Source organism: Bosea sp. RAC05 (genome assembly GCF_001713455.1).
GTDB lineage: Bacteria > Pseudomonadota > Alphaproteobacteria > Rhizobiales > Beijerinckiaceae > Allobosea.
In genome coordinates this window covers 4,420,132-4,446,001 of sequence record NZ_CP016464.1, presented here as the reverse complement: position 1 = coordinate 4,446,001, position 25,870 = coordinate 4,420,132, and the positions used below count along the sequence as shown (strand labels likewise).

23 protein-coding genes are annotated in these 25,870 nt (G+C 67.8%); 17 read left to right on the top strand and 6 right to left on the bottom strand.

Going from position 1 to position 25,870, the window contains the following annotated elements; all coding sequences use genetic code 11:
* Positions 1 to 144 precede the first annotated feature (144 nt).
* The 10 genes from BSY19_RS24580 to lpdA all read left to right on the top strand — a co-directional run bounded on the left by BSY19_RS24580 (position 145) and on the right by lpdA (position 12,893).
* Positions 145 to 1,056 (top strand): PepSY-associated TM helix domain-containing protein, encoded by a 912-nt coding sequence (locus tag BSY19_RS24580; RefSeq protein ID WP_236840446.1) that lies wholly within the window; start codon positions 145 to 147, stop codon positions 1,054 to 1,056.
* Between the two features lie 275 nt (positions 1,057 to 1,331).
* Complete coding sequence (zapE, locus tag BSY19_RS24575) at positions 1,332 to 2,510, top strand: cell division protein ZapE (protein WP_069056456.1); 1,179 nt, start codon at positions 1,332 to 1,334, stop codon at positions 2,508 to 2,510.
* Positions 2,511 to 2,552: 42 nt separating this feature from the next.
* Entirely contained in the window at positions 2,553 to 3,152 is a 600-nt protein-coding gene (locus BSY19_RS24570; RefSeq protein WP_069056455.1) for a TetR/AcrR family transcriptional regulator, read from the top strand.
* A 262-nt stretch (positions 3,153 to 3,414) separates the two neighbouring features.
* Positions 3,415 to 4,377: a malate dehydrogenase gene (mdh, locus tag BSY19_RS24565; protein WP_069056454.1), complete on the top strand. Its 963-nt coding sequence runs from the start codon at positions 3,415 to 3,417 to the stop codon at positions 4,375 to 4,377.
* A 94-nt stretch (positions 4,378 to 4,471) separates the two neighbouring features.
* On the top strand, positions 4,472 to 5,668 hold the full coding sequence (gene sucC, locus BSY19_RS24560) for an ADP-forming succinate--CoA ligase subunit beta (RefSeq protein WP_069056453.1): 1,197 nt from the start codon (positions 4,472 to 4,474) through the stop codon (positions 5,666 to 5,668).
* A gap of 9 nt (positions 5,669 to 5,677) precedes the next feature.
* Positions 5,678 to 6,562 (top strand): succinate--CoA ligase subunit alpha, encoded by an 885-nt coding sequence (gene sucD, locus BSY19_RS24555; RefSeq protein ID WP_069056452.1) that lies wholly within the window; start codon positions 5,678 to 5,680, stop codon positions 6,560 to 6,562.
* A gap of 125 nt (positions 6,563 to 6,687) precedes the next feature.
* Positions 6,688 to 9,645, top strand: coding sequence for a 2-oxoglutarate dehydrogenase E1 component (locus tag BSY19_RS24550; RefSeq protein ID WP_069056451.1), 2,958 nt, complete (start codon positions 6,688 to 6,690; stop codon positions 9,643 to 9,645).
* Positions 9,646 to 9,691: 46 nt separating this feature from the next.
* The gene (odhB, locus tag BSY19_RS24545; protein WP_069056450.1) at positions 9,692 to 10,972 is read left to right on the top strand and encodes a 2-oxoglutarate dehydrogenase complex dihydrolipoyllysine-residue succinyltransferase; all 1,281 of its coding nucleotides are present in this window, start codon (positions 9,692 to 9,694) and stop codon (positions 10,970 to 10,972) included.
* A gap of 28 nt (positions 10,973 to 11,000) precedes the next feature.
* Positions 11,001 to 11,384, top strand: coding sequence for an MAPEG family protein (locus BSY19_RS24540; RefSeq protein WP_069056449.1), 384 nt, complete (start codon positions 11,001 to 11,003; stop codon positions 11,382 to 11,384).
* Between the two features lie 108 nt (positions 11,385 to 11,492).
* On the top strand, positions 11,493 to 12,893 hold the full coding sequence (gene lpdA, locus BSY19_RS24535; RefSeq protein WP_069056448.1) for a dihydrolipoyl dehydrogenase: 1,401 nt from the start codon (positions 11,493 to 11,495) through the stop codon (positions 12,891 to 12,893).
* A 174-nt stretch (positions 12,894 to 13,067) separates the two neighbouring features.
* Here lpdA and folD read toward each other — a convergent pair whose 3' ends face one another.
* Positions 13,068 to 13,937: a bifunctional methylenetetrahydrofolate dehydrogenase/methenyltetrahydrofolate cyclohydrolase FolD gene (folD, locus tag BSY19_RS24530; RefSeq protein ID WP_069057370.1), complete on the bottom strand. Its 870-nt coding sequence runs from the start codon at positions 13,935 to 13,937 to the stop codon at positions 13,068 to 13,070.
* Positions 13,938 to 14,047: 110 nt separating this feature from the next.
* On the opposite strand from folD, the gene BSY19_RS24525 reads away from it, so the two are divergent.
* From BSY19_RS24525 to BSY19_RS24505, 5 genes are all read left to right on the top strand, one after another.
* On the top strand, positions 14,048 to 15,376 hold the full coding sequence (locus BSY19_RS24525) for a cytosine deaminase (protein WP_069056447.1): 1,329 nt from the start codon (positions 14,048 to 14,050) through the stop codon (positions 15,374 to 15,376).
* A gap of 127 nt (positions 15,377 to 15,503) precedes the next feature.
* The gene (locus tag BSY19_RS24520; RefSeq protein WP_069057369.1) at positions 15,504 to 16,928 is read left to right on the top strand and encodes an FAD-binding oxidoreductase; all 1,425 of its coding nucleotides are present in this window, start codon (positions 15,504 to 15,506) and stop codon (positions 16,926 to 16,928) included.
* 2 nt (positions 16,929 to 16,930) lie between these two features.
* Positions 16,931 to 17,512 carry an NAD(P)H-dependent oxidoreductase gene (locus BSY19_RS24515; protein WP_069056446.1) on the top strand — a complete coding sequence of 194 codons (582 nt, stop codon included), beginning with the start codon at positions 16,931 to 16,933 and terminating at the stop codon, positions 17,510 to 17,512.
* A gap of 118 nt (positions 17,513 to 17,630) precedes the next feature.
* A complete protein-coding gene (locus BSY19_RS24510) occupies positions 17,631 to 18,113 on the top strand; it encodes a MarR family winged helix-turn-helix transcriptional regulator (RefSeq protein WP_069056445.1) in 483 nt (160 codons plus the stop codon).
* A 126-nt stretch (positions 18,114 to 18,239) separates the two neighbouring features.
* A complete protein-coding gene (locus BSY19_RS24505; RefSeq protein ID WP_069056444.1) occupies positions 18,240 to 19,157 on the top strand; it encodes a DMT family transporter in 918 nt (305 codons plus the stop codon).
* 97 nt (positions 19,158 to 19,254) lie between these two features.
* On the opposite strand, the gene BSY19_RS24500 is transcribed toward BSY19_RS24505, so the two are convergent.
* The 3 genes from BSY19_RS24500 to BSY19_RS24490 form a co-directional block, all read right to left on the bottom strand.
* Complete coding sequence (locus BSY19_RS24500) at positions 19,255 to 21,198, bottom strand: potassium transporter Kup (protein ID WP_069057368.1); 1,944 nt, start codon at positions 21,196 to 21,198, stop codon at positions 19,255 to 19,257.
* Between the two features lie 173 nt (positions 21,199 to 21,371).
* Positions 21,372 to 22,646, bottom strand: coding sequence for a flavodoxin-dependent (E)-4-hydroxy-3-methylbut-2-enyl-diphosphate synthase (gene ispG, locus BSY19_RS24495; RefSeq protein WP_069056443.1), 1,275 nt, complete (start codon positions 22,644 to 22,646; stop codon positions 21,372 to 21,374).
* 28 nt (positions 22,647 to 22,674) lie between these two features.
* Positions 22,675 to 23,217 carry a transcriptional repressor gene (locus tag BSY19_RS24490; protein WP_236840445.1) on the bottom strand — a complete coding sequence of 181 codons (543 nt, stop codon included), beginning with the start codon at positions 23,215 to 23,217 and terminating at the stop codon, positions 22,675 to 22,677.
* A 128-nt stretch (positions 23,218 to 23,345) separates the two neighbouring features.
* Here BSY19_RS24490 and BSY19_RS24485 point away from each other — a divergent pair, with 128 nt between their 5' ends.
* Together BSY19_RS24485 and BSY19_RS24480 are read left to right on the top strand one after the other, a co-directional pair.
* Positions 23,346 to 24,131, top strand: a complete 786-nt coding sequence (locus BSY19_RS24485) for a 3-hydroxybutyrate dehydrogenase (RefSeq protein ID WP_069056442.1) — start codon at positions 23,346 to 23,348, stop codon at positions 24,129 to 24,131.
* The gene (locus BSY19_RS24480) at positions 24,128 to 25,198 is read left to right on the top strand and encodes a patatin-like phospholipase family protein (protein WP_069056441.1); all 1,071 of its coding nucleotides are present in this window, start codon (positions 24,128 to 24,130) and stop codon (positions 25,196 to 25,198) included. Before BSY19_RS24485 ends, BSY19_RS24480 begins: the two co-directional genes overlap by 4 nt.
* A 13-nt stretch (positions 25,199 to 25,211) precedes the next feature.
* On the opposite strand, the gene BSY19_RS24475 is transcribed toward BSY19_RS24480, so the two are convergent.
* Positions 25,212 to 25,502, bottom strand: a complete 291-nt coding sequence (locus BSY19_RS24475) for a type II toxin-antitoxin system RelE/ParE family toxin (RefSeq protein ID WP_069056440.1) — start codon at positions 25,500 to 25,502, stop codon at positions 25,212 to 25,214.
* Complete coding sequence (locus BSY19_RS24470; protein WP_069056439.1) at positions 25,495 to 25,764, bottom strand: type II toxin-antitoxin system ParD family antitoxin; 270 nt, start codon at positions 25,762 to 25,764, stop codon at positions 25,495 to 25,497. Before BSY19_RS24470 ends, BSY19_RS24475 begins: the two co-directional genes overlap by 8 nt.
* Positions 25,765 to 25,870 lie beyond the last annotated feature (106 nt).

The window sequence follows — 25,870 nt, the reverse complement described above, 5'->3', positions numbered from 1 at the left end:
GCGTGAGCCGGACGGGGGTTTCGGTGCGTCCGGCGATCAGGTGCGGCTTTGATCCAGCGCAGGGCGGGGCGCCGCGGCTTGCGGTAGGGATGCACGTCACCTTAGAACAATTCCAAGACGACGCTGCGACCGAAAGTCATGCCCATGATGCTCAAGCCGTACTGGCTGCGGTTCCACCGCTGGGTCACGCTCGTCTTCGCCCTGCCGCTGCTGGCGCTGATCCTGAGCGGGCTCGTGCTTTCGCTCGAACCTCTGGCGCAGCGCACCCGGCCCGCCGCGCCGGTGACCGAGGCCTCGGTGCTGGCGGCGCTGCAAAAATTCGATCCGCAGGGCCAGGCGACCGGGCTGACGATCCGCACCTATGACCAGCTGATGACGCTGAACGGCGTCGGGCCGGACGGCTCGGTCGATGTCAGCCTGAGCAGCGGCGAGGCGATCGACGAGCCGGGCTGGGCCGACTGGTTCGGCACGGCGCGGCAGCTGCATGAACGGCTGCTGCTCGATCTCGGCTGGCTCGTCACCGCCTCGACCATCGCCATGCTGGTGCTGGCGCTGCTCGGCGTGCTGATGGGCTGGCCGCGCTTCCGCAACACGCTGGGCGGCTGGCACAAGGCCGGCGCCTGGCTGTTCCTGCCGCTGATCGTGCTGTCGCCGCTGACCGGGCTCGCCATCGCCTTCGGAATCAGCTTCACCCCGGCGGCGCCAGCCGGGGCGCGGCCGGCGCGACTGCCACTGGCGGAGGCGATTCCGCTCGTCGCCCGCGCGCATGACCTCGCCGACCTGACCTCGCTGCGGGTTCGCGGCGGGCGGCTGCTGGCGCGGGTCTATGTCGGCAACCGGCTGACCGGCGTGGTGGTGACGCGCGAGGGGCTCGCGACGCCGCCGATGAACTGGCCGCGCGCGCTGCACGAGGGCAACTGGCATGCGCTCTGGGGCAGCGGACTCAATCTCGCGCTGTCGCTGGTGCTGGCCGGGCTCTGGGGCACGGGGCTGGTGATCTGGGCGAGGCGCCGCTTCCGCAAGCGCAACCCACGGCCGCGGCTGGCGGCGGCCTGAGGCAGGGCGCGGCTTTCGGGGCTTGGCGCGGGGAACCCCTCCCCCTTGTGGGGAGGGGCAGGGGTGGGGGTCGTGCCGCCTGGTGACCGCGAGCCGGACCAGCGCGGCTGCAACGGCGATACGGCTCCCTCTTCAGCGACGCGCCCTGGCTTTTCGACCCCCACCCCTTCCCCTCCCCACAAGGGGGAGGGGTTTGCCCCCCTCCGCTCTTGCCGGGCCGGCGGGGCTGCCGTAACCCGGGAGTCCCCAGCGCCTGCCCGAAGACCCTCGCCGCCATGACCGCCTCGATCGCCCAACGCTATGCCGCCCTGGTCGACACCGGGGCGATCGAGCGCGATCCGGCGCAGGTCGCGGTGGTGAAGCGGCTGCAGGGCCTGGCCGAGGCATTGGCCGCGCAGCGCCTGGCGCAGAAGAGCAGCGCGCTGGGCTGGCTGTTCGGCAAGAAGGCGGCGGCCAAGGATGCGCCCAAGGGGCTCTACATCTGGGGCTCGGTCGGCCGCGGCAAGACCATGCTGATGGATCTGTTCTACGACTCCGTGGCGGTGCCGCAGCGTCGACGCGTGCATTTCCATGAATTCCTGGCCGACGTCCATGGCCGCATCCATGCCTATCGCCAGAAGCTCAAGGCCGGCGAGGTCAAGGATCCCGACCCGATCGGCCCGATCGCGGCGGATCTGGCGAAGGAGGCGCGGCTGCTCTGCTTCGACGAGTTCACCGTCACCGACATCGCCGATGCCATGATCCTCGGGCGGCTGTTCACGGCGCTGTTCGCCGCCGGCGTCGTGGTGGTCGCGACCTCGAATGTCGAGCCGTCGCGGCTCTATGAGGGCGGGCTGAACCGGGCGCTGTTTTTGCCCTTCGTGGCGCTGCTGGCCGAGAAGGTCGAGGTTCTCAAGTTGGAGGCGCGGACCGATTTTCGGATGGAGAAGCTCGGCGGCGCGCCGGTCTACCGCGTGCCGGCCGATGCGGCGGCTGAAGCGGCGCTCGACGACGCCTTTCGCAAGCTCTCCGGCGCGGCGAAGGGGCAGCGCCTCGTCATCGACGTGAAGGGCCACGAGCTGGTCGTGCCGCAGGCGGCGGCGGGCGTGGCGCGGGCGGGCTTCGGCGATCTCTGCAGCAAGGCCTATGGCGCCTCGGACTATATCGCGCTGGCGCAGCGCTTCCACACGCTGGTGCTCGACGACATCCCGGTGCTCGCCGACGAGCAGCGCAACGAGACCAAGCGCTTCATCATCCTGATCGACACGCTCTACGAGCATCATGTGAAGCTCGTCGCCTCGGCGCAGGCCGAGCCGCACGAACTCTACCGTGCCAAGACCGGGCGCGAGGCCTTCGAGTTCGACCGCACGGTCTCGCGGCTGATCGAGATGCGCTCCGACGATTATCTCGGCCTTCCGCATGGCCGGGCGGATTCGGCGGCGAGCGGTGACAGCGGCGGGCTGGTGGAGACGTGAGGATGGTGTCGCTGATGTCAGTCCCCGGGGCCCGATAGCGCCATGACCCAGCGCGAGCCGAGCGAGACCCGCATCCTCACGGTCGCCAGCGAGCATCTGCGCCGGTTCGGGCTGAAGCGCTTCACGGTCGTCGCGGTGGCCGAAGAGGCGGGCATGACCCATGCCAATGTCTACCGCTACTTCCCCTCGCGGGCGGCGCTGGTCGATGCCGTCGTCGACGTCTGGCTGAAGGCGACCGAGCGGCGGCTCGCCGACATCGCGGATGGGCCCGACCCCGCCGACGACAAGCTCGAGCGGCTGATCCTGGCGCTGGCCAAGGCCAATCGCGACCTGCTGACCGAGGAGCCGCAGCTCTTCGCGGCGCTGTCGCAGGCGGTGGCGAAGCGCCATGCGATCAGCCGGCGCAACCGCGCGCGGGTGCGGGCGCTGTTCGAGCGGGTGATCGACGAGGGCATCGCGTCGGGCACCTTCGAGCCGCGCGACCGCGACCGGGCGATCGCCTTCGTCATCGACGCGACGCACCGCTTCATCCATCCGGCGGCGCTGGAGCTGGAATCGGACGTGCCGCAGGCCTCCGTCGACATCCGCCTGTCGACGCTGATCCGCGTCTCGTTGCGGGTCCTGATCAGCGGGATCGTCTGACAAAACCCTGTGACGAATTACATCTCATGTAAATTGTCATTACGGCCATTCCGTGTCATTCTGGGGCGGTTGATTAGGCGTTCTCCGCTAAGTGCTTGATAAGTCGAGGGCGGGTTCGGCCCGCGCCGGGCGGCGGCGGCCTGTGCCGGGCGGTCCCGCCGGATCGCGCGAGGGTTGCGGCAAAAGGGCCATTTGGGTCAAAGGAACGCACGGTTTCGCCGGGACTCCGGCTTTTCGCAGCGTCAGGACAAAGGACTAGGCCATGGCCCGCAAGAAGATCGCCCTCATCGGCGCCGGCCAGATCGGCGGCACGCTCGCCCATCTCGCCGGCTTGAAGGAACTCGGCGACATCGTGCTGTTCGACATCGCCGACGGCATCCCGCAGGGCAAGGGCCTCGACATCGCCGAGTCGGCTCCGGTCGACGGCTTCGACGCCGCCTACAAGGGCACCTCGTCCTATGAGGACATCAAGGGCGCCGACGTGATCATCGTCACCGCCGGCGTGCCGCGGAAGCCCGGCATGAGCCGCGACGACCTGATCGGCATCAACCTCAAGGTGATGAAGGCCGTCGGCGAGGGCATCAAGACCTACGCCCCCAAGGCCTTCGTGATCTGCATCACCAACCCGCTCGACGCGATGGTCTGGGCCCTGCAGAAGTTCTCAGGGCTCAAGCCCAACATGATCTGCGGCATGGCCGGCGTGCTCGACTCCGCCCGCTTCCGTCACTTCCTGGCCGACGAGTTCCAGGTCTCGGTCAAGGACGTCTCCGCCTTCGTGCTCGGCGGCCATGGCGACGACATGGTGCCGCTGGTGCGCTATTCCGGCGTCGCCGGCATCCCGCTGCCCGACCTCGTCAAGATGAAGTGGACGACGCAGGAGCGCCTCGACGCCATCGTCGAGCGCACCCGCAAGGGCGGAGGCGAGATCGTCAACCTGCTCAAGACCGGCTCGGCCTTCTATGCGCCGGCGGCCTCGGCGATCGCGATGGCCGAGAGCTACCTCAAGGACCAGAAGCGCGTCCTGCCGGCGGCTGCCGCGCTGCGCGGCCAGTACGGCGTCAAGGACATGTTCGTCGGCGTGCCGGTGGTGATCGGCGCCAAGGGTGTCGAGCGGGTCGTCAAGATCCGCCTCAACGCCGCCGAGAAGGAGATGCTGGCGAAGTCGGTCGCCTCGGTGCAGGGCCTGATCGACGCGTGCAAGGCCATCGATTCGTCACTGGCGTGATCCAGGACGGGCGGGTCCGGTGGTGCGCACATTGCGCGCCGCGCGGAGCCGCCCGCCCCGCCATCCCCCATAAGCTTCCAGGGAAACCGAGCACATGAACATCCACGAATACCAGGGCAAGGCCGTCCTCAAGGAGTTCGGCGCGCCGGTCTCCGCCGGCTTCCCCGCCCTGACGGTGGCGGAGGCGGTCGAGGCCGCCAAGAAGCTGCCGGGACCGCTCTATGTCGTGAAGTCGCAGATCCATGCGGGCGGCCGCGGCAAGGGCAAGTTCAAGGAGCTCGGCCCCGACGCCAAGGGCGGCGTGCGTCTCGCCAAGTCGGTCGAGGAGGTCGAGTCCCACGCCAAGGAGATGCTCGGCAACACGCTCGTGACCGCGCAGACCGGCGAGGCCGGCAAGCAGGTCAACCGCCTCTACATCGAGGACGGCTCGGACATCGAGAAGGAGTTCTACCTCTCGGCGCTGGTCGACCGCTCGACCTCGCGCGTCGCCTTCGTGATCTCGACGGAAGGCGGCATGGACATCGAGGCGGTCGCCCATGACACGCCGGAGAAGATCGAAACCATCACGGTCGATCCCGCCACCGGCATCATGCCGCATCACGGCCGCGCCATGGCGCGCATCCTCGGCCTCTCGGGCGACCTCGCCAAGCAGGCCGGCACGGTGCTGGGCCAGATCTACACCGCGTTCGTGGCCAAGGACATGGACATGCTGGAGATCAACCCGCTGATCGTGACCAAGCAGGGCCAGATCAAGTGCCTGGACGCCAAGATCTCGTTCGACTCCAACTCGCTCTACCGTCACCCCGAGATCGTCGCGCTGCGCGACACGACGGAAGAGGACGAGAAGGAGATCGAGGCCTCGAAGTATGACCTCGCCTATATCGCGCTCGACGGCACGATCGGCTGCATGGTCAACGGCGCGGGCCTGGCGATGGCCACGCTCGACATCATCCAGCTCTACGGCGAAAGCCCGGCGAACTTCCTCGACGTCGGCGGCGGCGCCTCCGAAGAGAAGGTGACGGCGGCGTTCAAGATCATCACCGCCGACCCGAAGGTGAAGGGCATCCTGGTCAACATCTTCGGCGGCATCATGAAGTGCGACGTCATCGCGCGCGGCGTCATCGCCGCGGTGAAGGCGGTGGGCCTGCAGGTTCCGCTGGTCGTTCGGCTTGAGGGCACCAACGTCCAGGAAGGCAAGGACATCATCTCGTCCTCCGGCCTCAACGTCATCCCCGCCGACGACCTCGACGACGCCGCGCAGAAGATCGTGGCCGCGATCAAGAAGGCTTGAGGAGCAACCATGTCCATCCTGATCGACAAGAACACCAAGGTCATCTGCCAGGGCTTCACCGGCAAGAACGGGACCTTCCACTCCGAGCAGGCGATCGCCTATGGCACGCAGATGGTCGGCGGCACCTCCCCGGGTAAGGGCGGCTCGCTTCATCTCGGCCTGCCTGTCTTCGACAGCGTCCACGAGGCCAAGGCCAAGACCGGCGCGACCGCGTCCGTCGTCTATGTGCCGCCTCCGGGCGCGGCGGATGCGATCTGCGAGGCGATCGATGCCGAGATCCCGCTGATCATCTGCATCACCGAGGGCATCCCGGTGCTCGACATGGTCAAGGTCAAGCGTTCGCTGGTCGGCTCCAAGTCGCGGCTGATCGGGCCCAACTGCCCCGGCGTCGTGACGGCGGGCGAGAGCAAGATCGGCATCATGCCGGCCAACATCTTCAAGCCCGGCTCGGTCGGCATCGTCTCGCGCTCGGGCACGCTGACCTATGAGGCGGTGTTCCAGACCACGCGCGAGGGCCTCGGCCAGACGACCGCCGTCGGCATCGGCGGCGACCCGGTCAAGGGTACCGAGTTCATCGACATGCTCGAGATGTTCCTGGCCGACGACAACACCAAGTCGATCGTGATGATCGGCGAGATCGGCGGCTCGGCCGAAGAGGACGCGGCTCAGTTCATCAAGGACGAGGCCAAGCGCGGTCGCAAGAAGCCGATGGTCGGCTTCATCGCCGGCCGCACGGCGCCTCCCGGCCGCCGCATGGGCCATGCGGGCGCGATCATCTCGGGCGGCAAGGGCGGCGCCGAGGACAAGATCGCGGCGATGGAAGCCGCCGGCATCCGGGTCTCGCCCTCGCCGGCGCGCCTTGGAAAGACCTTGGTCGAAGTGTTGAAGGGCTGAGGGTTTCGCGCGTCGTGGTCGGCCTCGAGCCGACCATGACGCGGCGCGCGGAACTCCCGAAGAGATGGTCGGCTCAAGGCCGACCATGACGCGCTAGGCAGGCAGGAAAAAGGGCAGAAACGACCATGGCTCGCCAGGACATCAACGAGGCTCTCGCGCAGACGGGTTTCCTCTATGGCGGCAACGCGGCCTATATCGAGGACCTCTACGCCCGCTACCAGGCCGATCCGAAGTCGGTCGACGAGCAGTGGCAGGGCTTCTTCGCCGGGCTGAAGGATGATGGCGCGTCCATCGTCCAGAACGCCAAGGGCGCTTCCTGGACCAAGCCGAACTGGCCGGTTCACGCCAATGGCGAACTGGTCTCGGCGCTGGACGGCAACTGGGCCGTGGTCGAGAAGGTCGTTTCCGACAAGCTCAAGGGCAAGGCGCAAGCCGCCGGCGCCACGCTGTCGGCTTCCGACGTGCAGCAGGCGACGCGCGACTCGGTGCGCGCGATCATGCTGATCCGCGCCTACCGGATGCGCGGCCATCTCCATGCCAAGCTCGATCCGCTCGGGATCGAGCAGGTCAAGGACACCGAGGAGCTGTCGCCGGCCGCCTTCGGCTTCGGCGAGGCCGATCTCGACCGCAAGATCTTCATCGACAACGTGCTCGGCATGGAGTTCGCCACGGTCCGCGAGATGGTGGCGGTGCTGCAGCGGACCTATTGCAGCACGGTCGGCATCGAGTTCATGCACATCTCCGATCCGGAGCAGAAGGCCTGGCTGCAGGAGCGCATCGAGGGGCCGGACAAGGAGATCGCCTTCACCCGCGAGGGCAAGAAGGCGATCCTCAACAAGCTCGTCGAGGCCGAGGGCTTCGAGAAGTTCATCGACCTCAAATACACCGGCACCAAGCGCTTCGGCCTGGACGGCGGCGAGGCGCTGATCCCGGCGCTGGAGCAGATCATCAAGCGCGGCGGCGCGCTCGGCGTGCGCGACATCGTCTTCGGCATGGCCCATCGCGGCCGCCTGAACGTGCTGACCCAGGTGCTGGGCAAGCCGCATCGCGCGCTCTTCCACGAGTTCAAGGGCGGCTCCTTCGCGCCAGATGACGTCGAGGGCTCGGGCGACGTGAAGTACCATCTCGGTGCCTCCAGCGACCGCGAGTTCGACGGCAACAACGTCCACATCTCGCTGACCGCCAACCCGTCGCATCTCGAGATCGTCGACCCCGTCGTGCTCGGCAAGGTGCGCGCCAAGCAGGACCAGTTCGGCGACATCGTCGAGCGCTCCAAGGTGCTGCCGCTGCTGCTGCACGGCGACGCCGCCTTCGCCGGCCAGGGCGTGGTGGCGGAGTGCCTCGGCCTGTCCGGGCTGAAGGGCCACCGCACCGGCGGCTCGATCCACTTCATCATCAACAACCAGATCGGCTTCACCACCTATCCGCGCTATTCGCGCTCCTCGCCCTATCCGTCCGACGTGGCGAAGATGGTCGAGGCGCCCGTGTTCCATGTGAACGGCGACGATCCGGAGGCGGTGGTGTTCGCGGCGAAGGTCGCGATCGAGTTCCGGCAGAAGTTCCACAAGCCGGTCGTCATCGACATGTTCTGCTATCGCCGCTTCGGCCATAACGAGGGCGACGAGCCGGGCTTCACCCAGCCGCTGATGTACCGCAAGATTCGCGGCCACAAGACGACGCTGGAGCTCTACACCGCCAAGCTCGAGGCCGAGGGCGTGATCCAGCCCGGCGAGGTCGACGAGGCACGCGCCGCCTGGAAGGCCAAGCTCGAGATCGAGTTCGACGCCGGCCAGGCCTTCAAGCCCAACAAGGCCGACTGGCTCGACGGCCGCTGGGCCGGCATGAAGGCGATCCGCGCCGACGAGGACGATCCGCGCCGCGGCGCCACCGGCGTCGAGGCCAACGTGCTGCGCGAGATCACCGAGAAGATCACGGCGGTGCCGCCGGGCTTCAACGTCCACAAGACGATCCAGCGCTTCCTCGACAACCGCCGCAAGGCGGTCGAGACCGGGCAGGGCATCGACTGGGCGACCGCCGAGGCGCTGGCCTTCGGCTCGCTGCTGCTCGACGGCAACCCGGTGCGCCTGTCGGGCCAGGATTGCGAGCGCGGCACCTTTTCACAGCGCCATTCGGTGCTGATCGACCAGGAGACGGAAGCCCGTCATACCTCGCTGAACCATATCCGCGAGGGCCAGTCCCGCTACGAGGTCATCAATTCGATGCTCTCGGAGGAGGCCGTGCTCGGCTTCGAATACGGCTACTCGCTGTCGGAGCCGAACGCGCTGACGATGTGGGAGGCGCAGTTCGGCGACTTCGCCAACGGCGCGCAGGTCGTGTTCGACCAGTTCATCTCGTCGGGCGAGCGCAAGTGGCTGCGCATGTCGGGCCTCGTCTGCCTCTTGCCGCATGGCTATGAGGGCCAGGGGCCGGAGCACTCGTCGGCCCGTCTCGAGCGCTTCCTGCAGATGTGTGCCGAGGACAACATGCAGGTGGCGAACTGCTCGACGCCGGCGAGCTATTTCCACATCCTGCGCCGCCAGCTGAAGCGCGACTTCCGCAAGCCGCTGATCCTGATGACGCCGAAGTCGCTGCTGCGCCACAAGCGCTGCGTCTCGACGCTGGAGGAACTGGCGGAAGGCTCGACCTTCCACCGCGTGCTGCACGACGACGCCGAGCGCGGCAACTCGACGACCAAGCTGGTCAAGGATTCGAAGATCCGGCGCGTCATCCTCTGCTCGGGCAAGGTCTATTTCGACCTGCTGGACGAGCGCGAGAAGCGCGGCATCGACGATGTCTACCTGATGCGCGTCGAGCAGCTCTATCCCTTCCCGCTGAAGTCGCTGGCGCAGGAGCTGGCGCGCTTCAAGGGCGCCGACGTGGTCTGGTGCCAGGAGGAGCCGAAGAACATGGGCTCCTGGACCTTCGTCGAGCCCTATCTGGAGTGGGTGCTGGGCCATGCCGGCGCGAAGACGAAGCGGCCGCGCTATGTCGGCCGCCCGGCCTCGGCCGCGACCGCGACCGGCCTGATGTCCAAGCATCTCGCCCAGCTCAACGCCTTCCTGGACGAAGCCTTCGCCGGCTGACGCCCAGACACCCAAAACGTCAGACAGAACAGAACAGAGGCCTGACATGGCGACCGAAATCCGCGTACCCACCCTCGGCGAATCCGTCTCCGAGGCCACGATCGGCAAGTGGTTCAAGAAGCCCGGCGACACGGTCAAGGCCGACGAGCCGCTGGTCGAGCTCGAGACCGACAAGGTGACGCTCGAGGTCAACGCGCCGGCCGCCGGCGTGCTCGGCGAGATCGTCGCCAAGGAAGGCGACACCGTCGGTGTCAGCGCGCTCCTGGGCATGATCTCGGCCGGTGGCGCGGGCGCCGCCAAGGCCGAGGAGAAGAAGGCCGACGCCGCCGTGGCGCAGGCCTCCGGCAAGGCCGGCGAGACGACGGGCGCCGCCGCCGAGGCGAAGTCCGGCGCCGTGGCCGGCGACAGCGAGATTAAGCCTGCCACGAAGTCCGCCGATTCCGGCCCGGCCGTCTCGCGGCTGGCGGCCGAGAGCGGCGTCGACCCGTCCAAGGTCGCCGCGTCCGGCAAGGACGGCCGCGTCACCAAGGGCGACATGCTGGCCGCGATCGCCACCGGTCCCGCGGTTGCCGCCTCCGCCCCGGCCGCGCCCGTCCAGGTGCGTGCGCCGTCGCCGGTGGACGACGCCTCGCGCGAAGAGCGCGTGAAGATGACCAAGCTGCGCCAGACCATCGCGCGCCGCCTCAAGGACGCCCAGGCGACGGCCGCGATGCTGACCACCTTCAACGAGGTGGACATGTCGGCGGTGATGGCGCTGCGCAACCAGTACAAGGACGTGTTCGAGAAGAAGCACGGCGTGAAGCTCGGCTTCATGGGCTTCTTCGTGAAGGCCTGCGTGCAGGCGCTGAAGGAGATCCCCTCCGTCAACGCCGAGATCGACGGCACGGACATCATCTACAAGAACTACTACCATGTCGCGGTGGCCGTCGGCACCGACAAGGGCCTTGTCGTGCCGGTCGTGCGCGATGCCGACCAGCTCTCCATCGCCGGCGTCGAGAAGGCGATCGGCGTGCTCGGCAAGAAGGCCCGCGAGGGCGCCCTCAAGATCGAGGACATGCAGGGCGGCACCTTCACCATCTCGAATGGCGGCGTCTACGGCTCGCTGATGTCGACGCCGATCCTGAACGCGCCGCAGTCGGCGATCCTGGGCATGCACAAGATCCAGGAGCGCCCGATGGTCGTTGGCGGCCAGATCGTTGTGCGGCCGATGATGTATCTGGCGGTCAGCTATGACCACCGCATCATCGACGGCAAGGAGGCGGTGACCTTCCTCGTCCGCATCAAGGAGGCCCTGGAGGACCCGGCGCGTCTCGTGCTGGATCTCTGAGGCTTCGGCCGTGCAGGGCGGCGCAGCCATGGCGGCGCTGGGCGTCGCGGGCGTCGTCCTCCTGCTCGTCCACATCGCCGCGCAGGTGGTGAGCGTCACGCTGGAACGCGGTTCGGCCTGGAATGCCGGACCGCGCGACGAGGGGAGTGCTCCCACGGGAAGGATCGCCGGACGCGCCGAGCGCGCGCTGCGAAACTTCCAGGAGACGTTCCCGGCCTTCGTCCTGCTGGTCGCGATGCTGATGGTGCTGCAGCGGGCCGATGGGATCGGGCTGCTCGGCGGGCTGGTCTGGCTGGCGGCGCGGGTGGTCTACCTGCCGCTCTATCTCGCCGGTGTCCCGCATCTTCGGACGCTGGTCTGGCTCGTCTCGCTCGCCGGGCTGATGCTGATGGCCGTGCGGGCGGTCTACTGAAGGCAAGGGAGACGTCCATGGCCATCCGTCCCGGTCTCTTCCGCCCGATCACGGGCCCATCCTGCTCCCGAACCTGATATCCTCGCCTGAATTTCACGAGAGAAACCCATGTCCTACGATCTCGTCGTCATCGGTACCGGCCCCGGCGGCTATGTCTGTGCCATCCGCGCCGCCCAGCTCGGCCTCAAGGTCGCGGTGGTCGAGAAGCGCAAGACGCATGGCGGCACCTGCCTCAATGTCGGCTGCATCCCCTCCAAGGCGATGCTGCACGCCTCCGAGATGTTCGAGGAGGCCGGCCACAGCTTCGCCAAGCTCGGCATCGTCGTCGGCCAGCCCAAGCTCGACCTGAAGGCGATGTTCGCGCACAAGCAGGAGACGGTGGACGCCAACGTCAACGGCGTCGCCTTCCTGCTGAAAAAGAACAAGATCGAGCCCTTCCACGGCACCGCCTCGATCCCCGGCGCCGGCAAGGTCGTCGTCACCGCCGAGGACGGCTCCACGAAGGAGCTCGAGACCAAGAACATCGTCATCGCCACCGGCTCGGAGGCCGCCGGTCTGCCGGGCGTGACGGTCGACGAGAAGACGGTCGTGACCTCGACGGGGGCGCTCGAACTCGCCGCCGTTCCCAAGGAGCTGGTCGTGGTCGGCGCGGGCGTGATCGGCCTCGAGATCGGTTCGGTCTGGGGCCGGCTCGGCGCCAAGGTCACCGTGATCGAATATCTCGACCGCATCCTCCCGGGCATGGACGCCGAGGTCGCCAAGCAGTTCCAGCGCATCCTGGAGAAGCAGGGCTTCAGCTTCCGCCTCGGTGCCAAGGTCACCAAGGTCGAGACGGGCAAGAAGGGCGGCGCGACGCTGACGGTCGAGCCCTCGGCCGGCGGTGAGGCGAGCACGCTGGCCGCTGACATCGTGCTGGTGGCGATCGGCCGCCGCCCGAACACGGACGGGCTCGGGCTGGAGGGTGCGGGCGTCGCGACCGAGCGGGGCCGCGTCGTCATCGATGATCATTTCAAGACCAATGTCGCGGGCATCTACGCCATCGGCGACGTGGTGCGCGGCCCGATGCTGGCGCACAAGGCCGAGGACGAGGGCGTCGCGGTCGCCGAGATCATCGCCGGCAAGCACGGCCATGTGAACTACGACGCGATCCCCGGCGTCGTCTACACCTCGCCGGAGGTCGCTTCGCTCGGCAAGACCGAGGAGGAGCTGAAGGCCGCGGGCGTCGACTACAAGGTCGGCAAGTTCCCCTTCACCGCCAATGGCCGCGCCCGCGCGATGCGCCAGACCGACGGCTTCGTGAAGGTGCTGGCCGATGCCAAGACCGATCGCGTCCTGGGTTGCCACATCATCGGGCCCCGCGCGGGCGATCTGATCGCCGAAGTGACCGTGCTGATGGAGTTCGGCGGCTCGTCGGAAGACCTCGCCCGCACCTGCCACGCCCATCCGACGCTGGCCGAGACGGTCAAGGAAGCGGCGATGGCCGTCGAGAAGCGCCAGATCCATATGTGAGGTATCGACGAACCGCGCCGCTCGGGCGCGGTTCCCATGAGAGCCCTCATCCTGAGGAGCAGCCTTAAGGTTGCGTCTCGAAGGATGCTCCAGAGCGTGCTGGAATCATCCTTCGAGACGCCGCTTCGCGGCTCCTCAGGATGAGGGCTCGCTCTGTTTTGGCGACCGAAAAGCCTACCCCCTCCGCGCCTTGAACGCCGTCAGCGTGTTGCGCAGCAGGCAGGCGATCGTCATCGGGCCGACGCCGCCGGGGACGGGGGTGATCGCGCCCGCGATCTCGGCGGCTTCCGCGAAGGCGACGTCGCCGGTCAGCTTGCCGTCGGGCAGGCGGTTGATGCCGACATCGATGACGGTGGCGCCGGGCTTGATCCACTCGCCTCTGACGAAGCCGGGGCGTCCGACGGCGGCGACGACGATGTCGGCGCGGCGCACCACGGCAGCCAGGTCCCTGGTGCGCGAATGGGCGATGGTCACCGTGCAGTCGGCCTGAAGCAGCAACTGGGCGACGGGACGGCCGACGAGTTCGGAGCGGCCGATCACCACCGCCTCGAGGCCCGCGAGCGCGGGCAGGACGCTCTTCAGCAGCAGCATGGAGCCCAGCGGCGTGCAGGGCACGAGCAGCTGCTCGGGGTCGATCTTGCCGCCGGCAAGGCGGCCGGCATTGATCGGATGCAGCCCGTCGACATCCTTGGCGGGGTCGATGGCGTCGATCACGGCGGCGGTGTCGAGATGCTTCGGCAGCGGCAGCTGCACGAGGATGCCGTCGACCGCGTCGTCGGCGTTGAGCTCGGCGAGCTTGGCCAGCAGTGCGGCCTGGGTCGTCTCGGCCGGCAGGCGGTGGGCGACCGAGTTCATGCCGACCTCGACCGCCAGCTTCTCCTTGGACGCGACATAGACGCGGCTGGCGGGATCGTCGCCGACCAGCACCACATGCAGGCCCGGCACCTTGCCGCTCGCCGCTCTGATGCCGGCGACCTCGGTCGCGATCTCGCCGCGCAAGGCGGCGGCGATGGCCTTGCCATCGATCAGTCTGGCCTGCGGCATGGGGACACTCTCCATCGGCGGGAAGCCGCCCTCATGCGGCGCCGGCTTGCCCGCCGTCAAGCGCGCCGGTATCGATCGTGCATGGCGAGGCCGATGGAGATGCTGTTCCCGTGAGTACCGGTTTCGCCGCTGTGCCGTCCGCGCCGTCATTTCGTCTGACGCAGGCCCGCGTGCCGCTCTGTCTCGTCGCGGCGGGCGGGCTCGCCGCCGACCGCGACGGGCTGACGCTGGTCGACCTTGCGGTTGAGGAGGGGCGGATCGCCTCTATCCTGCCGGCAGGCACGGAGGGGCTGCAGGACGGCCCTGTGCTCGATCTCGACGGCGGCATCGTGCTGCCGCGCCTGGTCGACTGCCATGTCCATCTCGACAAGGGCCATATCTGGCCGCGGCAGCGCAATCCCGATGGCAGCTTCATGGGCGCGCTGAACAGCGTGATGGCCGACCGCGAGGCGAACTGGTCGGCCAGCGATGTCCGCGCGCGGATGGCGTTCGGCCTGCGCTGCGCCCTGGCGCATGGCACGGTGGCCGTGCGGACGCATATCGATTCGCTCGGAAAGCAGATCGGCCTTTCCTGGCCGGTGCTGGCGGAGCTGCGGGCGGAATGGGCCGGGCGGATCGCGATCCAGGGCTCGCCGCTCTTCGGCATCCAGTTCGCGCTGGATGCGGCCCATGTTCGCGACGTGGTCGCGGCGGTGAAGGCGCATGGCGACCGCCTGTTCGGCTGCGTCAGCTACATGATCCCCGAACTCGACGCTGCGCTGGACGTGATCTTCCGCACCGCGATCGAGAACGGCTTCGATCTCGATTTCCATGTCGACGAGACCAACGACCCCGCCGCGCGCTCGCTGGAGCACATTGCGGACGCGGCGATGCGGCATCGCTTCACGGGCAAGATCCTGGCCGGGCACTGCTGCTCGCTGGCGCTGCAGGAGCCGCAGGCCGAGGCGCGCATCATCGCCAAGGTCAGGGAGGCCGGCATCGCGGTGGTCTCGCTGCCGATGTGCAACATGTATCTGCAGGACAGGACGCCCGGCCGCACCCCGCGCTGGCGCGGCGTCACCGCGCTGCATGAGCTGAAGGCGGCGGGCGTGCCGGTGATGATCGCGTCGGACAACACCCGCGACCCGTTCTACGCCTATGGCGATCTCGACCTGATCGAGGTGCTGCGCGAGGGCACCCGCATCCTCCAGCTCGACCATGCCGGGACCGACTGGGCCAATGCGGTGGCGCGGACGCCAGCATCCATCATGGGGCTGGACGGGAAGGGCGTGCTGTCGCCCGGCGGCCCGGCCGACCTGATCCTGACCCGGGCGCGGGACTGGACCGAGTTCTTCGCCCGTCCGCAGTCGGACCGCACGGTGCTGGTCGCCGGCCGCGCGATCGACACGACCCTGCCGGACCATCGCGAGCTGGATCATCTGATGGGCGGGCGGTCGTGAGTCTCTTGTTCGCCCTGACCGTCATGGTCGGGCTTGTCCCGACCATCCACGTCTTCGTTTGTCGAGACCTGAGTTCAAGGCGTGGATGCTCGCCACAAGGGCGAGCATGACGGTGGAGCCGCATCACATGACCACCCGCTACGACATCGCCGCGCTCAAGGCCCGCCTCGGCGCGATCCGCAGCGAGGATAATCCGGCGCTGGTGAAGCAGAAGAGCCGCGACTTCTTCTGGTACTCGCCGGTGCTGAAGCGGCAGCTCGACCATGTCACCGCAGACCTCGTGGTCTCGCCGACAAGCGAGGCGCAGGTGCTGGAGGTGCTCGCCGCCTGCCACGAACTCGGCATCCCCGTGACGCCGCGCGGCACGGGGACCGGCAATTACGGACAGGCCATGCCGCTCTCGGGCGGGGTGCTGCTCGATCTCTCGGGCTTCGACAAGGTGCTCGACATCGCGCCCGGCCGCTATGTCGCGGAGCCCGGTGCGATCATGGCCCGGATCGACGAGCAGACGCGGGCCCATTCGCGGCAGGAATTGCGGCTGCACCCCTCGACCTACCAGACGGCCTCGATCGGCGGCTTCATCGCCGGCGGCTCGGGCGGCGTCGGATCGATCAAATGGGGGGGGTTGCGCGACTGGGGCAACATCATCCGGCTGAGGGTCGCGACGATGGAGGCAAGCCCACGCATCCTCGAATTGCAGGGCGAGGACCTGCACAAGGTCGCCCATGCCTATGGCACCAACGGCATCATCACCCAGGTCGAGATGCCGCTCGGGCCGGCCTATGAGTGGGTCGATGCGATCCTGGGCTTTCCCACCCTGCGCGCGGCGACCGAGTTCGCCAACAGCCTCGGCGAGCAGGACGGGCTGGCGCTGAAGAACCTCTGCGTCGTCGCAGCGCCGGCGCCGCACGACTATTTCCTGCGCCACCGCAAGTTCCTGCCGCGCGACAGCCATCTCGTCATCGTCATGGTCGCCGATTTCGCGGTCGAGTCGCTCGCGGCCTATGCGCGGCGCTTCAAGGGCGCGGAGCTGCTGCTCCGCTCGGACAAGCTGTCGCCGGAAGAAGCGAAGGGCCTGCCGCCGGCTTACGAGCTGGGCTGGAACCACACCACGCTGCGGGCGCTGCGGGTCGATCCTGCGATCACCTATCTGCAGGTTCTCTATCCCTTCCCCAACCAAGTCGAGTTGGTCGAGGCCATCCATGCCCGCTTCGGGGACGAGGTGATCTGCCATCTCGAATTCGTCCGCTTCGACGGCAAGGTCACCTGCTTCGGCCTGCCGCTGGTGCGCTTCACCACGGAGGAGCGACTGGAGGAGATCATGACGATCCATGAGGAGATGGGCGCGCCGATCTTCAATCCGCACCGCTACACGCTGGAGGAGGGCGGCATGAAGCAGACCGACGAGGCGCAGCTCGCCTTCAAGCGCGAGGCGGACCCGCAGGGCCTGCTCAACCCGGGCAAGATGATCGCCTGGGAAGACCCCTCCTATGACTACCGTGCGGGCGGCACCTTCCTGTTCCGCAGCCTGTCCGAAGCCGGGGTCGGCTAAGGATGCGCGTGCTCGTCCTCTATGCCCATCCCAATCCCGAGAGCTACGGCGCCGCGCTGCATGCCGCGGTGGTCGAGACCCTGATGGCGGCTGGACACGAGGTCGACGACTGCGATCTCTATGCGGAGGGCTTCGATCCGCTGCTGAGCCGGGCCGAGCGTGTCGGCTATCATGACCTCGCCACGAACACCGATCCCGTCGCCGGCTATGTCGCCCGGGTGCAGGCGGCCGAGGCGCTGGTGCTGTGCTTCCCGGTCTGGAATTTCGGCTATCCGGCGATCCTGAAGGGCTTCTTCGACCGCGTCTTCCTGCCCGGCATCTCCTTCAAGCTGGTCGATGGCAAGGTCCGGCCCAATCTCTGGACCATCCGCAAGCTCGTCGCCGTCACCACCTATGGCGGCACGCGCTGGCGCGCCTTTCTGATGGGCGACCCGCCGCGCAAGGCGGTCTGCCGGGTGCTGCGGGCGGTCTGCCACCCGACGGCGCGGCCGCGCTATCTCGCCCATTACGACATGAACCGGGCGACGCCGGAGAGTCGGGCGGCCTTCCTGGCTTCGGTGACGGAGCGGATGCGGGCACTGTGACAGCGGCCGCGAAGGCTGTCATCACACTGTCATCTTGGCGCGCGAACAGGCAGCCGGCGAAGCGACTTCCTGATCCGCATAAGGATCGAGACCGAGGTTGAGCTGGGGATCGCGCGAGATGACCAAGGCACTCGAAAAGAGCGTCGGCCGGGCCTTGCTCGTCACCGCGCGCCTGCACCGCGCCCGCATGGGCGAACGTCTCAACGCGCTAGGCCTCTTCCCGGGCCAGGAGCAGGCGCTGAAGGCCTTGCAGCCCGCGCCGATGACGATGGGCGAGCTCGCCTCGCTGCTCAGGGTCAAGCCGCCGACCGTCTCCAAGACCATTGGCCGGCTGTCGCTGCAGGGGCTGGTGACGCGCGAGGGCGGCGGCCGCGACGGGCGTCTCGTGCAGGTCGCCCTCACCGAGAGCGGCCACAAGACGGCGCAGGCGCTCGATGCGGTCTGGACGCAGGTCGAGGAGGAACTGCTCGACCGTCTCGACGGCAAGGAGCGCAAGCAGTTGCGCCGGCTGCTGCGCAAGGCCGCCAAGGGCCTCTCCAAGGCCGGTGTCGACGTGGACGACGCCGAAGCGGATGGCGACGAGGCCGACAGCGACGCCTGAGCCGGCACACGCCGCCGCCGCCGAACCCGGGCGGCGCATGGAGCGCATGCGTCGTGCCGCTGGCCCGCCGGCGCAAATCGGTCCACTCTGGCGCGGCCATTCTCGCCGCCCCTCGACGGACCCGAATTGCCCGCCGCCTCCAGCCATCTTCCGGAAACGCGCCGCTCGCGGCTGATCGCCATCGGGCTGATCTGCGGCGCGATGCTGTTCTTCGCCCTGCTCGACGCCAGCGCCAAATGGCTCTCGGCGCATATGGACCCGCTGCAGACGGTGTTCGTGCGCTATGCCGGCAGCATGGTGCTGGTGCTGGTGCTGCTGAATCCGTGGAGCCGGCCGGGCGTGCTGCGGACGAAGCGGCCGGTGCTGCAGGGCGTGCGGTCGCTGCTGCTGCTCGGCTCGACCGTCCTCAACTTCATCGCGATCAAGTATCTCCAGCTCGCGGAGACCGTCTCGATCATGTTCGCGGGACCGCTGCTGGTGGCGCTGGTGGCGGGACCCCTGCTCGGCGAATGGCCGGGGCCGCGCCGCATGGCGGCAATCGCGGTCGGCTTCCTCGGCGTGCTGGTGATCACGCGGCCGGGCTTCGGCGGCATGCATCCGGCTGCGATCCTCAGCGTCTTCGGCTGCATCTGCTACAGCTTCTATGTGCTCGCGACGCGCCAGCTCGCCGCCCATGATCCGCCCGAGACGACGATGGTCTATTCCGGCGTCGCCGGGACGCTCGTCATGCTGCCGGTGATCCCCTTCGTCTGGTCGATGCCGCAGACGCCGCTTGCCTGGGCGATCCTGCTGGGGACCGGGCTGCTCGGCGGCTTCGGCCACTGGCTGCTGATCCTGGCGCACCGGCTCGCGCCGGCAACCGTGCTGGCGCCCTTCATCTATTCGCAGATCGTCTGGATGATCGTGCTGGGCTGGTTCGTCTTCGGCCAGTTCCCGGATGGCTGGACCTTCGCCGGCGCGACGATCGTCATCTCCTCCGGCCTCTACCTGCTCTATCGCGAGCGCGTGCGGAAGTTGCCGGAGACGGCGGCGCGGATTGATTGACTTTAGGCCGTCATTGCGAGCGTAGCGAAACAATCCAGGGGACGTCGAGCGCTGCGGCTCTGGATTGCTTCGCTACGCTCGCAATGACGGCGAGCTGTTACACCGTGACCTGAGTCCCGACCTCGACGACGCGGCCGGTCGGGATCTGGAAGAAGCTCGTGGCGTCGGTCGCGCTCTTGGTCAGCGAGATGTAGAGGTTGTCCTGCCAGACCGGCATGCCCGATTGCGGCGAGGCCTTGATCGAGCGGCGCGAGAGGAAGAACGAGGTCGACATGATGTCGAACTTGAAGCCCTGCTTGCGCAGCACGGCCAGCCCCTTGGGCACGTTCGGGCTCTCCATGTAGCCATAGACCAGATCGACCCGCCAGAAGTCGTCGGTGATGCGGGAGAGGCGCACGCGCTCCTCCTCGGCGACGCGCGGCGTGTCGGCCGAGCGCACGGTGAGGATGACGTTGCGCTCGTGCAGGACCTTGTTGTGCTTGAGGTTGTGCAGCAGCGAGGCCGGCGCGGTCTCGGGGTCGCTGGTCAGGAACACGGCCATGCCCTTGACCCGGTAGGGCGGGCTCTTGGAGAGCATGCCGACGAGCTCGAGCAGCGGCACGTCGGTCTTGCGGGTCTTGTCGAAGAGGATCTTGGTGCCGCGCACCCAGGTCCACATCAGGACGACGAGGATGACAGCCAGCAGCACCGGGACATAGCCGCCGCTGAAGAGCTTCAGCATGTTGGCCGAGAAGAAGGCCACGTCGATGATCAGGAAGGGCGCGACCACGGCGAGCGTCGCGGCCAGCGACCAGCGCCAGCCCTTCCAGATCACGATGAAGGCCAGCAGCGAATCCACCATCATCGCGCCGAAGACCGAGATGCCATAGGCGTGGGAGAGGTTCGACGAGGTCCGGAAGGTCCAGACCAGCAGCAGCACGACGACCAGCAGCATCATGTTGATGCGCGGGATGTAGATCTGCCCGGAGGTGGTCTCGGAGGTGTGGCGGATCTCGAGGCGCGGCAGCAGGCCGAGCTGGATCGCCTGGCGGGTCAGCGAGAAGGCGCCGGTGATCACCGCCTGGCTGGCGATGATGGTGGCGATCGTCGCCATGATCACGAGCGGCAGGATGAAGCCGTCCGGAGCCAGCTTGTAGAACGGGTTGTCGATCGCGGTCGGGTCGGACAGGATCAGCGCGCCCTGGCCGAGATAGTTCAGCCAGAGGGCGGGGAAGACCATCCAGATCCAGGCGCTGCGGATCGGCCCGCGGCCGAAATGGCCCATATCGGCATAGAGCGCCTCCGCCCCGGTGACCGCCAGACAGACCGAGCCGAGCACGGCCAGCGAGACGCCGGGATGGTCGTAGAAGAAGCGGAAGCCCCAATAGGGGTTGATCGAGGCGAAGACGCCGACATCGTCGGCGATGTGGTAGATGCCCAGCCCCGCCAGGGTCAGGAACCAGATCATCATCAGCGGGCCGAAGAAATTCGCCACCTTCGCCGTGCCGCGGCTCTGGACCAGGAACAGCGCGATTAGGATGCCCGAGGCGATCATCACGACATAGTCGTTCAGCGCCGGCGTCACGAGCTTGATGCCCTCCACCGCCGAGAGAACCGAAATCGCCGGGGTGATGACGGCATCGCCGTAGAACAGGGCAGCGCCGGCCATGCCGAGGAAGAGCACGACGCCGCCGCGCATGCGCCCGAGCGCGCGCTGCGCCAGGGCGACGAGGGTGAGCGTGCCGCCCTCGCCGTTGTTGTCGGCGCTGAGCAGCAGGACGACGTATTTGAGCGTCACCACGATCACCAGCGACCACAGGATCAGCGACAGCACGCCGATGATGACCTCGCGCGGAACCGGGGCCGCCAGCATGACGGCGCTTCCGCCGCCATGGCCACCCGAGGCCGCGCCGGTGGCGGCCAGGACGGTCTCGCGCAGCGCGTAGAGCGGGCTCGTGCCGATGTCGCCATAGACGACGCCGAGCGCGCCCAGCGCCAGCGCGGCATAGCTGCCATGGCTGTGCTTGGACGGGCCGTGCTGCCCGTTCTGTCCGTTGTCCAGGCCGAAACGGGAATCCTCCCCCTGAGGGGTCGGAGGATTCGTCAGGTCATGCCCCATCGGGGATCTCCGCGCGCGCTGCGCTGCAGCGAAAGGCCGGGGCCTCTAGCACAATGCCGTGATCACGCAAAGGCACTGTCATGCATTCGGCACAGGGCCGCTGTCCTGCCGCGTCGCTATTCCGCCGCATCGACACGCCGGCCGTAGCGTTGCGTGACGTAATCCTCGACCATCGTTTTGAATTCGGCGGCGATGCCGGGGCCGCGCAGCGTCTTGACCTTCTTGCCGTCGACGAAGACCGGGGCGGTCGGCTCCTCGCCGGTGCCCGGCAGGGAAATGCCGATATCGGCGTGCTTCGATTCGCCCGGCCCGTTGACGATGCAGCCCATCACCGCGACGTTCAGCGCCTCGACGCCGGGATAGCGCGTCTTCCAGTCCTGCATCGAGCCAGCGATCCAGTCCTGGATGTCGCGGGCGAGCTCCTGGAACACGGTCGAGGTGGTGCGCCCGCAGCCGGGGCAGGCCGCGACCTGCGGCACGAAGGCGCGGAAGCCCATGGTCTGGAGCAGTTCCTGCGCCGCCTTGACCTCGAGCGTGCGATCGCCGCCGGGCTCGGGCGTCAGCGAGAAGCGGATCGTGTCGCCGATCCCCTCCTGCAGGAGGATGCCGAGCGCCGCCGAGGAGGCGACGATGCCCTTGGAGCCCATGCCGGCCTCGGTGAGGCCGAGATGGATGGCGTAGTCGGAGCGCTGCGCCAGCATGCGGTAGACCGTGATCAGGTCCTGCACGCCCGAGACCTTGGCGGAGAGGATGATCTGGTCCTTGCCCAGCCCGATCTCCTCGGCCCGCACGGCCGAGAGCAGGGCGGACTGGACCATCGCCTCGCGCATGATGGCGCGGGCGTCGAGCGGGCGCGGCTGGAGCGCGTTCTCGTCCATCAGCGCGGTCAGCAGTTCCTGGTCGAGCGAGCCCCAGTTGGCGCCGATGCGGACCGCCTTGCCATGCTTGATCGCGAGTTCGACGATCTGGCCGAACTGGCGGTCCTTCTTGTCCTTGAAGCCGACATTGCCGGGGTTGATGCGGTATTTCGCCAGGGCCTCGGCGCAGGCGGGATGCTCCGCCAGCAGCTTGTGGCCGATGTAGTGGAAGTCGCCGATCAACGGCACGTCGATGCCGATACGGTCGAGCCGTTCGCGGATCTTCGGCACGGCGGCCGCAGCCTCGTCCCGGTCCACGGTGATGCGGACGAGCTCGGAGCCCTGCCGGGCCAGCGCGGCGACCTGCGCGACGGTGCCGGCGATGTCTGCGGTGTCGGTGTTGGTCATCGACTGGACGACGATCGGCGCGCCGCCGCCGACCAGCACGTTGCCGACGCGCACGGGCACGGTCAGGTGCCGTGGCTGCGGCCCGGACTGTTCGGCACCCAGGCAGGGAAGGGCCCGCTCGTTCATCGGCCGTGCTCCGTCTCGTGCGATCCGCTCATGATTGCAGGTTCCGGCAATGCTCGCAGCGCCCGACGATCTCGACGACCTGATGGGAGGGTGCAAACTGGCGTGACTGGGCGATGGCGGCGACGGCCTGCTTCATCGCGGGCGAGGAATCCTCGTCGACGCCGCCGCAGGCCTCGCAGATCAGGAAGGCGACGACCTCGTCGGCGCCATGGCCGTGCAGGCAGGCGACATAGGCGTTGCGCGAGGAGAGGCGGTGCACGAAGCCCTGCTCGACCAGGAAATCAAGCGCGCGATAGATCGAGATCGGAGCGAGGCGCCGCCCGCCCTCCGGCGAGATGCGGTCGGCGAGATCATAGGCTCCGACGGGGCGGTGATCGGCATGGAGCGCCTGCAGCGCCTTGGCGCGGATCGGCGTCAGGCGCAGGCCGCGCTCGCGGCAGATCTGCTCGGCCCGGGCCAGGGCTTGCGCCGCATGGGTGCGGTGATCATGGGCGTGCCGGCACCCGCCGTCATCGTGGGAGGCATGGTCATGATCGCCATGGCTGTGGGCGTGCGGCTGCATTTTGGTCATGTTGCGTTGCGAAGGGTCATCGGGCAACGTGCGCGCGTTCCTGTCCGGGCGGTCGCGCCGCGGCGGCGCTGCCCTGTCCGGCCCGAACCTAAGCATTTTCGAAGCGATTGTCAGGAGCCTTGACGCCGATGTTTCTCAAAGACCGCGCGGCTGCCATCACCGGTTCGACCTCGGGCATCGGGCTCGCCTATGCGAGGGCGCTGGCCAAGGAAGGGGCCCATCTCGTCATCAACGGCATCCTGCCGGCCGACGAAGCCGAGAAGCTGCGCTCCGAGCTGGCCAACGAGTTCGGCGTCAAGGTGCTGTTCTCGGCTGCCGACATGACCAAGCCCGAGGAGATCGCCGGCTTCATCGCGCAGGCGGAGGCCGAGTTCGGGGCGGTCGACATCCTCGTCAACAATGCCGGCATCCAGCATGTCGCGCCGGTGGACGAGTTCCCGCTGGCGAAATGGGACCAGATCATCGCGATCAACCTGTCCTCGGCCTTCCACACCACCCGCGCCGCGCTGCCGAAGATGAAGGCGAAGGGCTGGGGCCGGATCATCAACACCGCCTCGGCGCATGCCTTCGTCGCCTCGCCCTTCAAGTCCGCCTATGTCGCCGCCAAGCACGGCATCGCCGGCTTCACCAAGACGGTGGCGCTCGAGGTCGCGACCAAGGGCATCACGGTGAACGCGATCGCGCCCGGCTATGTCTGGACGCCGCTGGTCGAGAAGCAGATCCCCGACACGATGAAGGCGCGCGGGCTGACCAAGGAGCAGGTCATCAACGACGTGCTGCTGACGGCGCAGCCGACCAAGGAGTTCGTCACGGTCGAGCAGGTCGCGGCGCTCGCCGTCTTCCTCTGCACCGACGCGGCCAAGTCCATCACCGGCACGACGCTGCCGATGGATGGCGGCTGGACCGCCGCGTGAGCGGCCGCAAGACGGCGGCGGCGCCCCGTCTCGGGCTCGCCGGCCCGAAGGCGCGGAAATCGGTCTCGCTCGCCCTGCAGGGCGGAGGCGCGCATGGCGCCTTCACCTGGGGCGTGCTCGACGCGATCCTCGAAGACGGGCGGCTCGCCATCGAGGCCCTGTCGGGCACCAGCGCCGGGGCGATGAACGCGGTCGTGCTGGCGGAGGGCTGGATCGAGGGCGGCGCGGACGGTGCGCGCGGCAAGCTCGAGGCGTTCTGGCGGGCGATCAGCGTCGACGGCAAATATGGCGGTTCGGAGCGCTCGCTGATCGACACGATGCTGGGTGCCTGGGGCGGCTCCAACGGCGTGCCGCCGGGCATGATCTGGTTCGAGATGTTCTCGAAGGTGGCGAGCCCCTACGACATCAACCCGCTCAACATCAATCCGCTGCGCGGCGTGATCGCGGACCTGATCGATTTCGACAAGGTGCGCGCCTGCACGCAGGTGAAGCTCTTCATCGCCGCCACCAATGTCCGCACCGGCAAGATCAGGCTGTTCAACGGCCCGGAGCTGACGCCCGACCATCTGATGGCCTCGGCCTGCCTGCCGATGCTGTTCCAGGCGGTCGAGATCGGCAAGGAGGCCTATTGGGACGGCGGCTATATGGGCAATCCGGCGCTCTTCCCGCTGTTCTACGAGGCGGCGGGCGACGACATCCTGCTGGTGCAGATCAACCCGCTGCTGCGCAAGGACCTGCCGACCAAGGCGCGCGACATTCAGGACCGGCTGAACGAAATCACCTTTAACGCTTCGCTGCTGCGCGAGCTGCGCGCGATCGACTTCGTCAACCGGCTGGTCGATGGCGGCAAGCTCGACAAGACCGAGTACAAGCGCGTGCTGATGCACCGGATCGACGGCGGCCCGCCGCTGGCGGAGATGACCTCCTCCTCGCGGCTCAACGCGGACTGGGATTTCCTGCTGCGTCTGCGCGACATCGGCCGGGCTGCGGCCAAGCGCTGGCTGAAGCGCAATTACGAAGCGATCGGACAGGTCGGGACCCTCGACCTGAAGGCGGCGTTCTCGTAGCGGCCGAGCGCTGTCACAGCGTCAGTCTGCTCAGGCTGCTGCCGTGAATGACGGCGAGGATCCGGACGCCAGTCTGCATCTCTTCATAGAGGATGACGTGCGCGCGATGCTCGTGGCGCCGCACACCTGGCGCGATCGCCTCAGCCCGGCGGCCCATGCGTGGATGGTCAGCCAGCAGGCTGAAGACGTGATCGAGTTCGGCGAGATAGGCTTCGACCTGTCGTTCGCCGAACCGTTCCAGGCCGAACAGGGCGAGGTCGTAGAGATCGGCCTCCGCTCGTTTCGTCAGGACGAATTCAGCCATTGCGGCCGGCCTTGCCCTCCGCCGCGCGTTTCGCCTGCGCCAGAATGTCCGGCAGTGTCTTGTCGCTGGTGCCGCTGGCACGCGATTCCGCCACGATGCGCTGGAGATCGGCCAGGGTCAGTTCGGGGTGGGCGCGTCGCTCGCGATCCCGCCTGACGAGGTCGCGCACATAGTCGCTGGTGCTGGCATATTCGCCCTGCCTGATCTGGGCCTCGATCCATTCCTTCATCGGATCGGGCAAGGAAATCGTCATTGTCGCCATGGCGCACCTCCTTATGCTAGGGTAGTCTGGATAAGATTATTTCACAAATAATCTTATCCTACCGTCTCGCGGCGCGGCCCCGGAGGGCGTTTCCCGGCGGTAACGG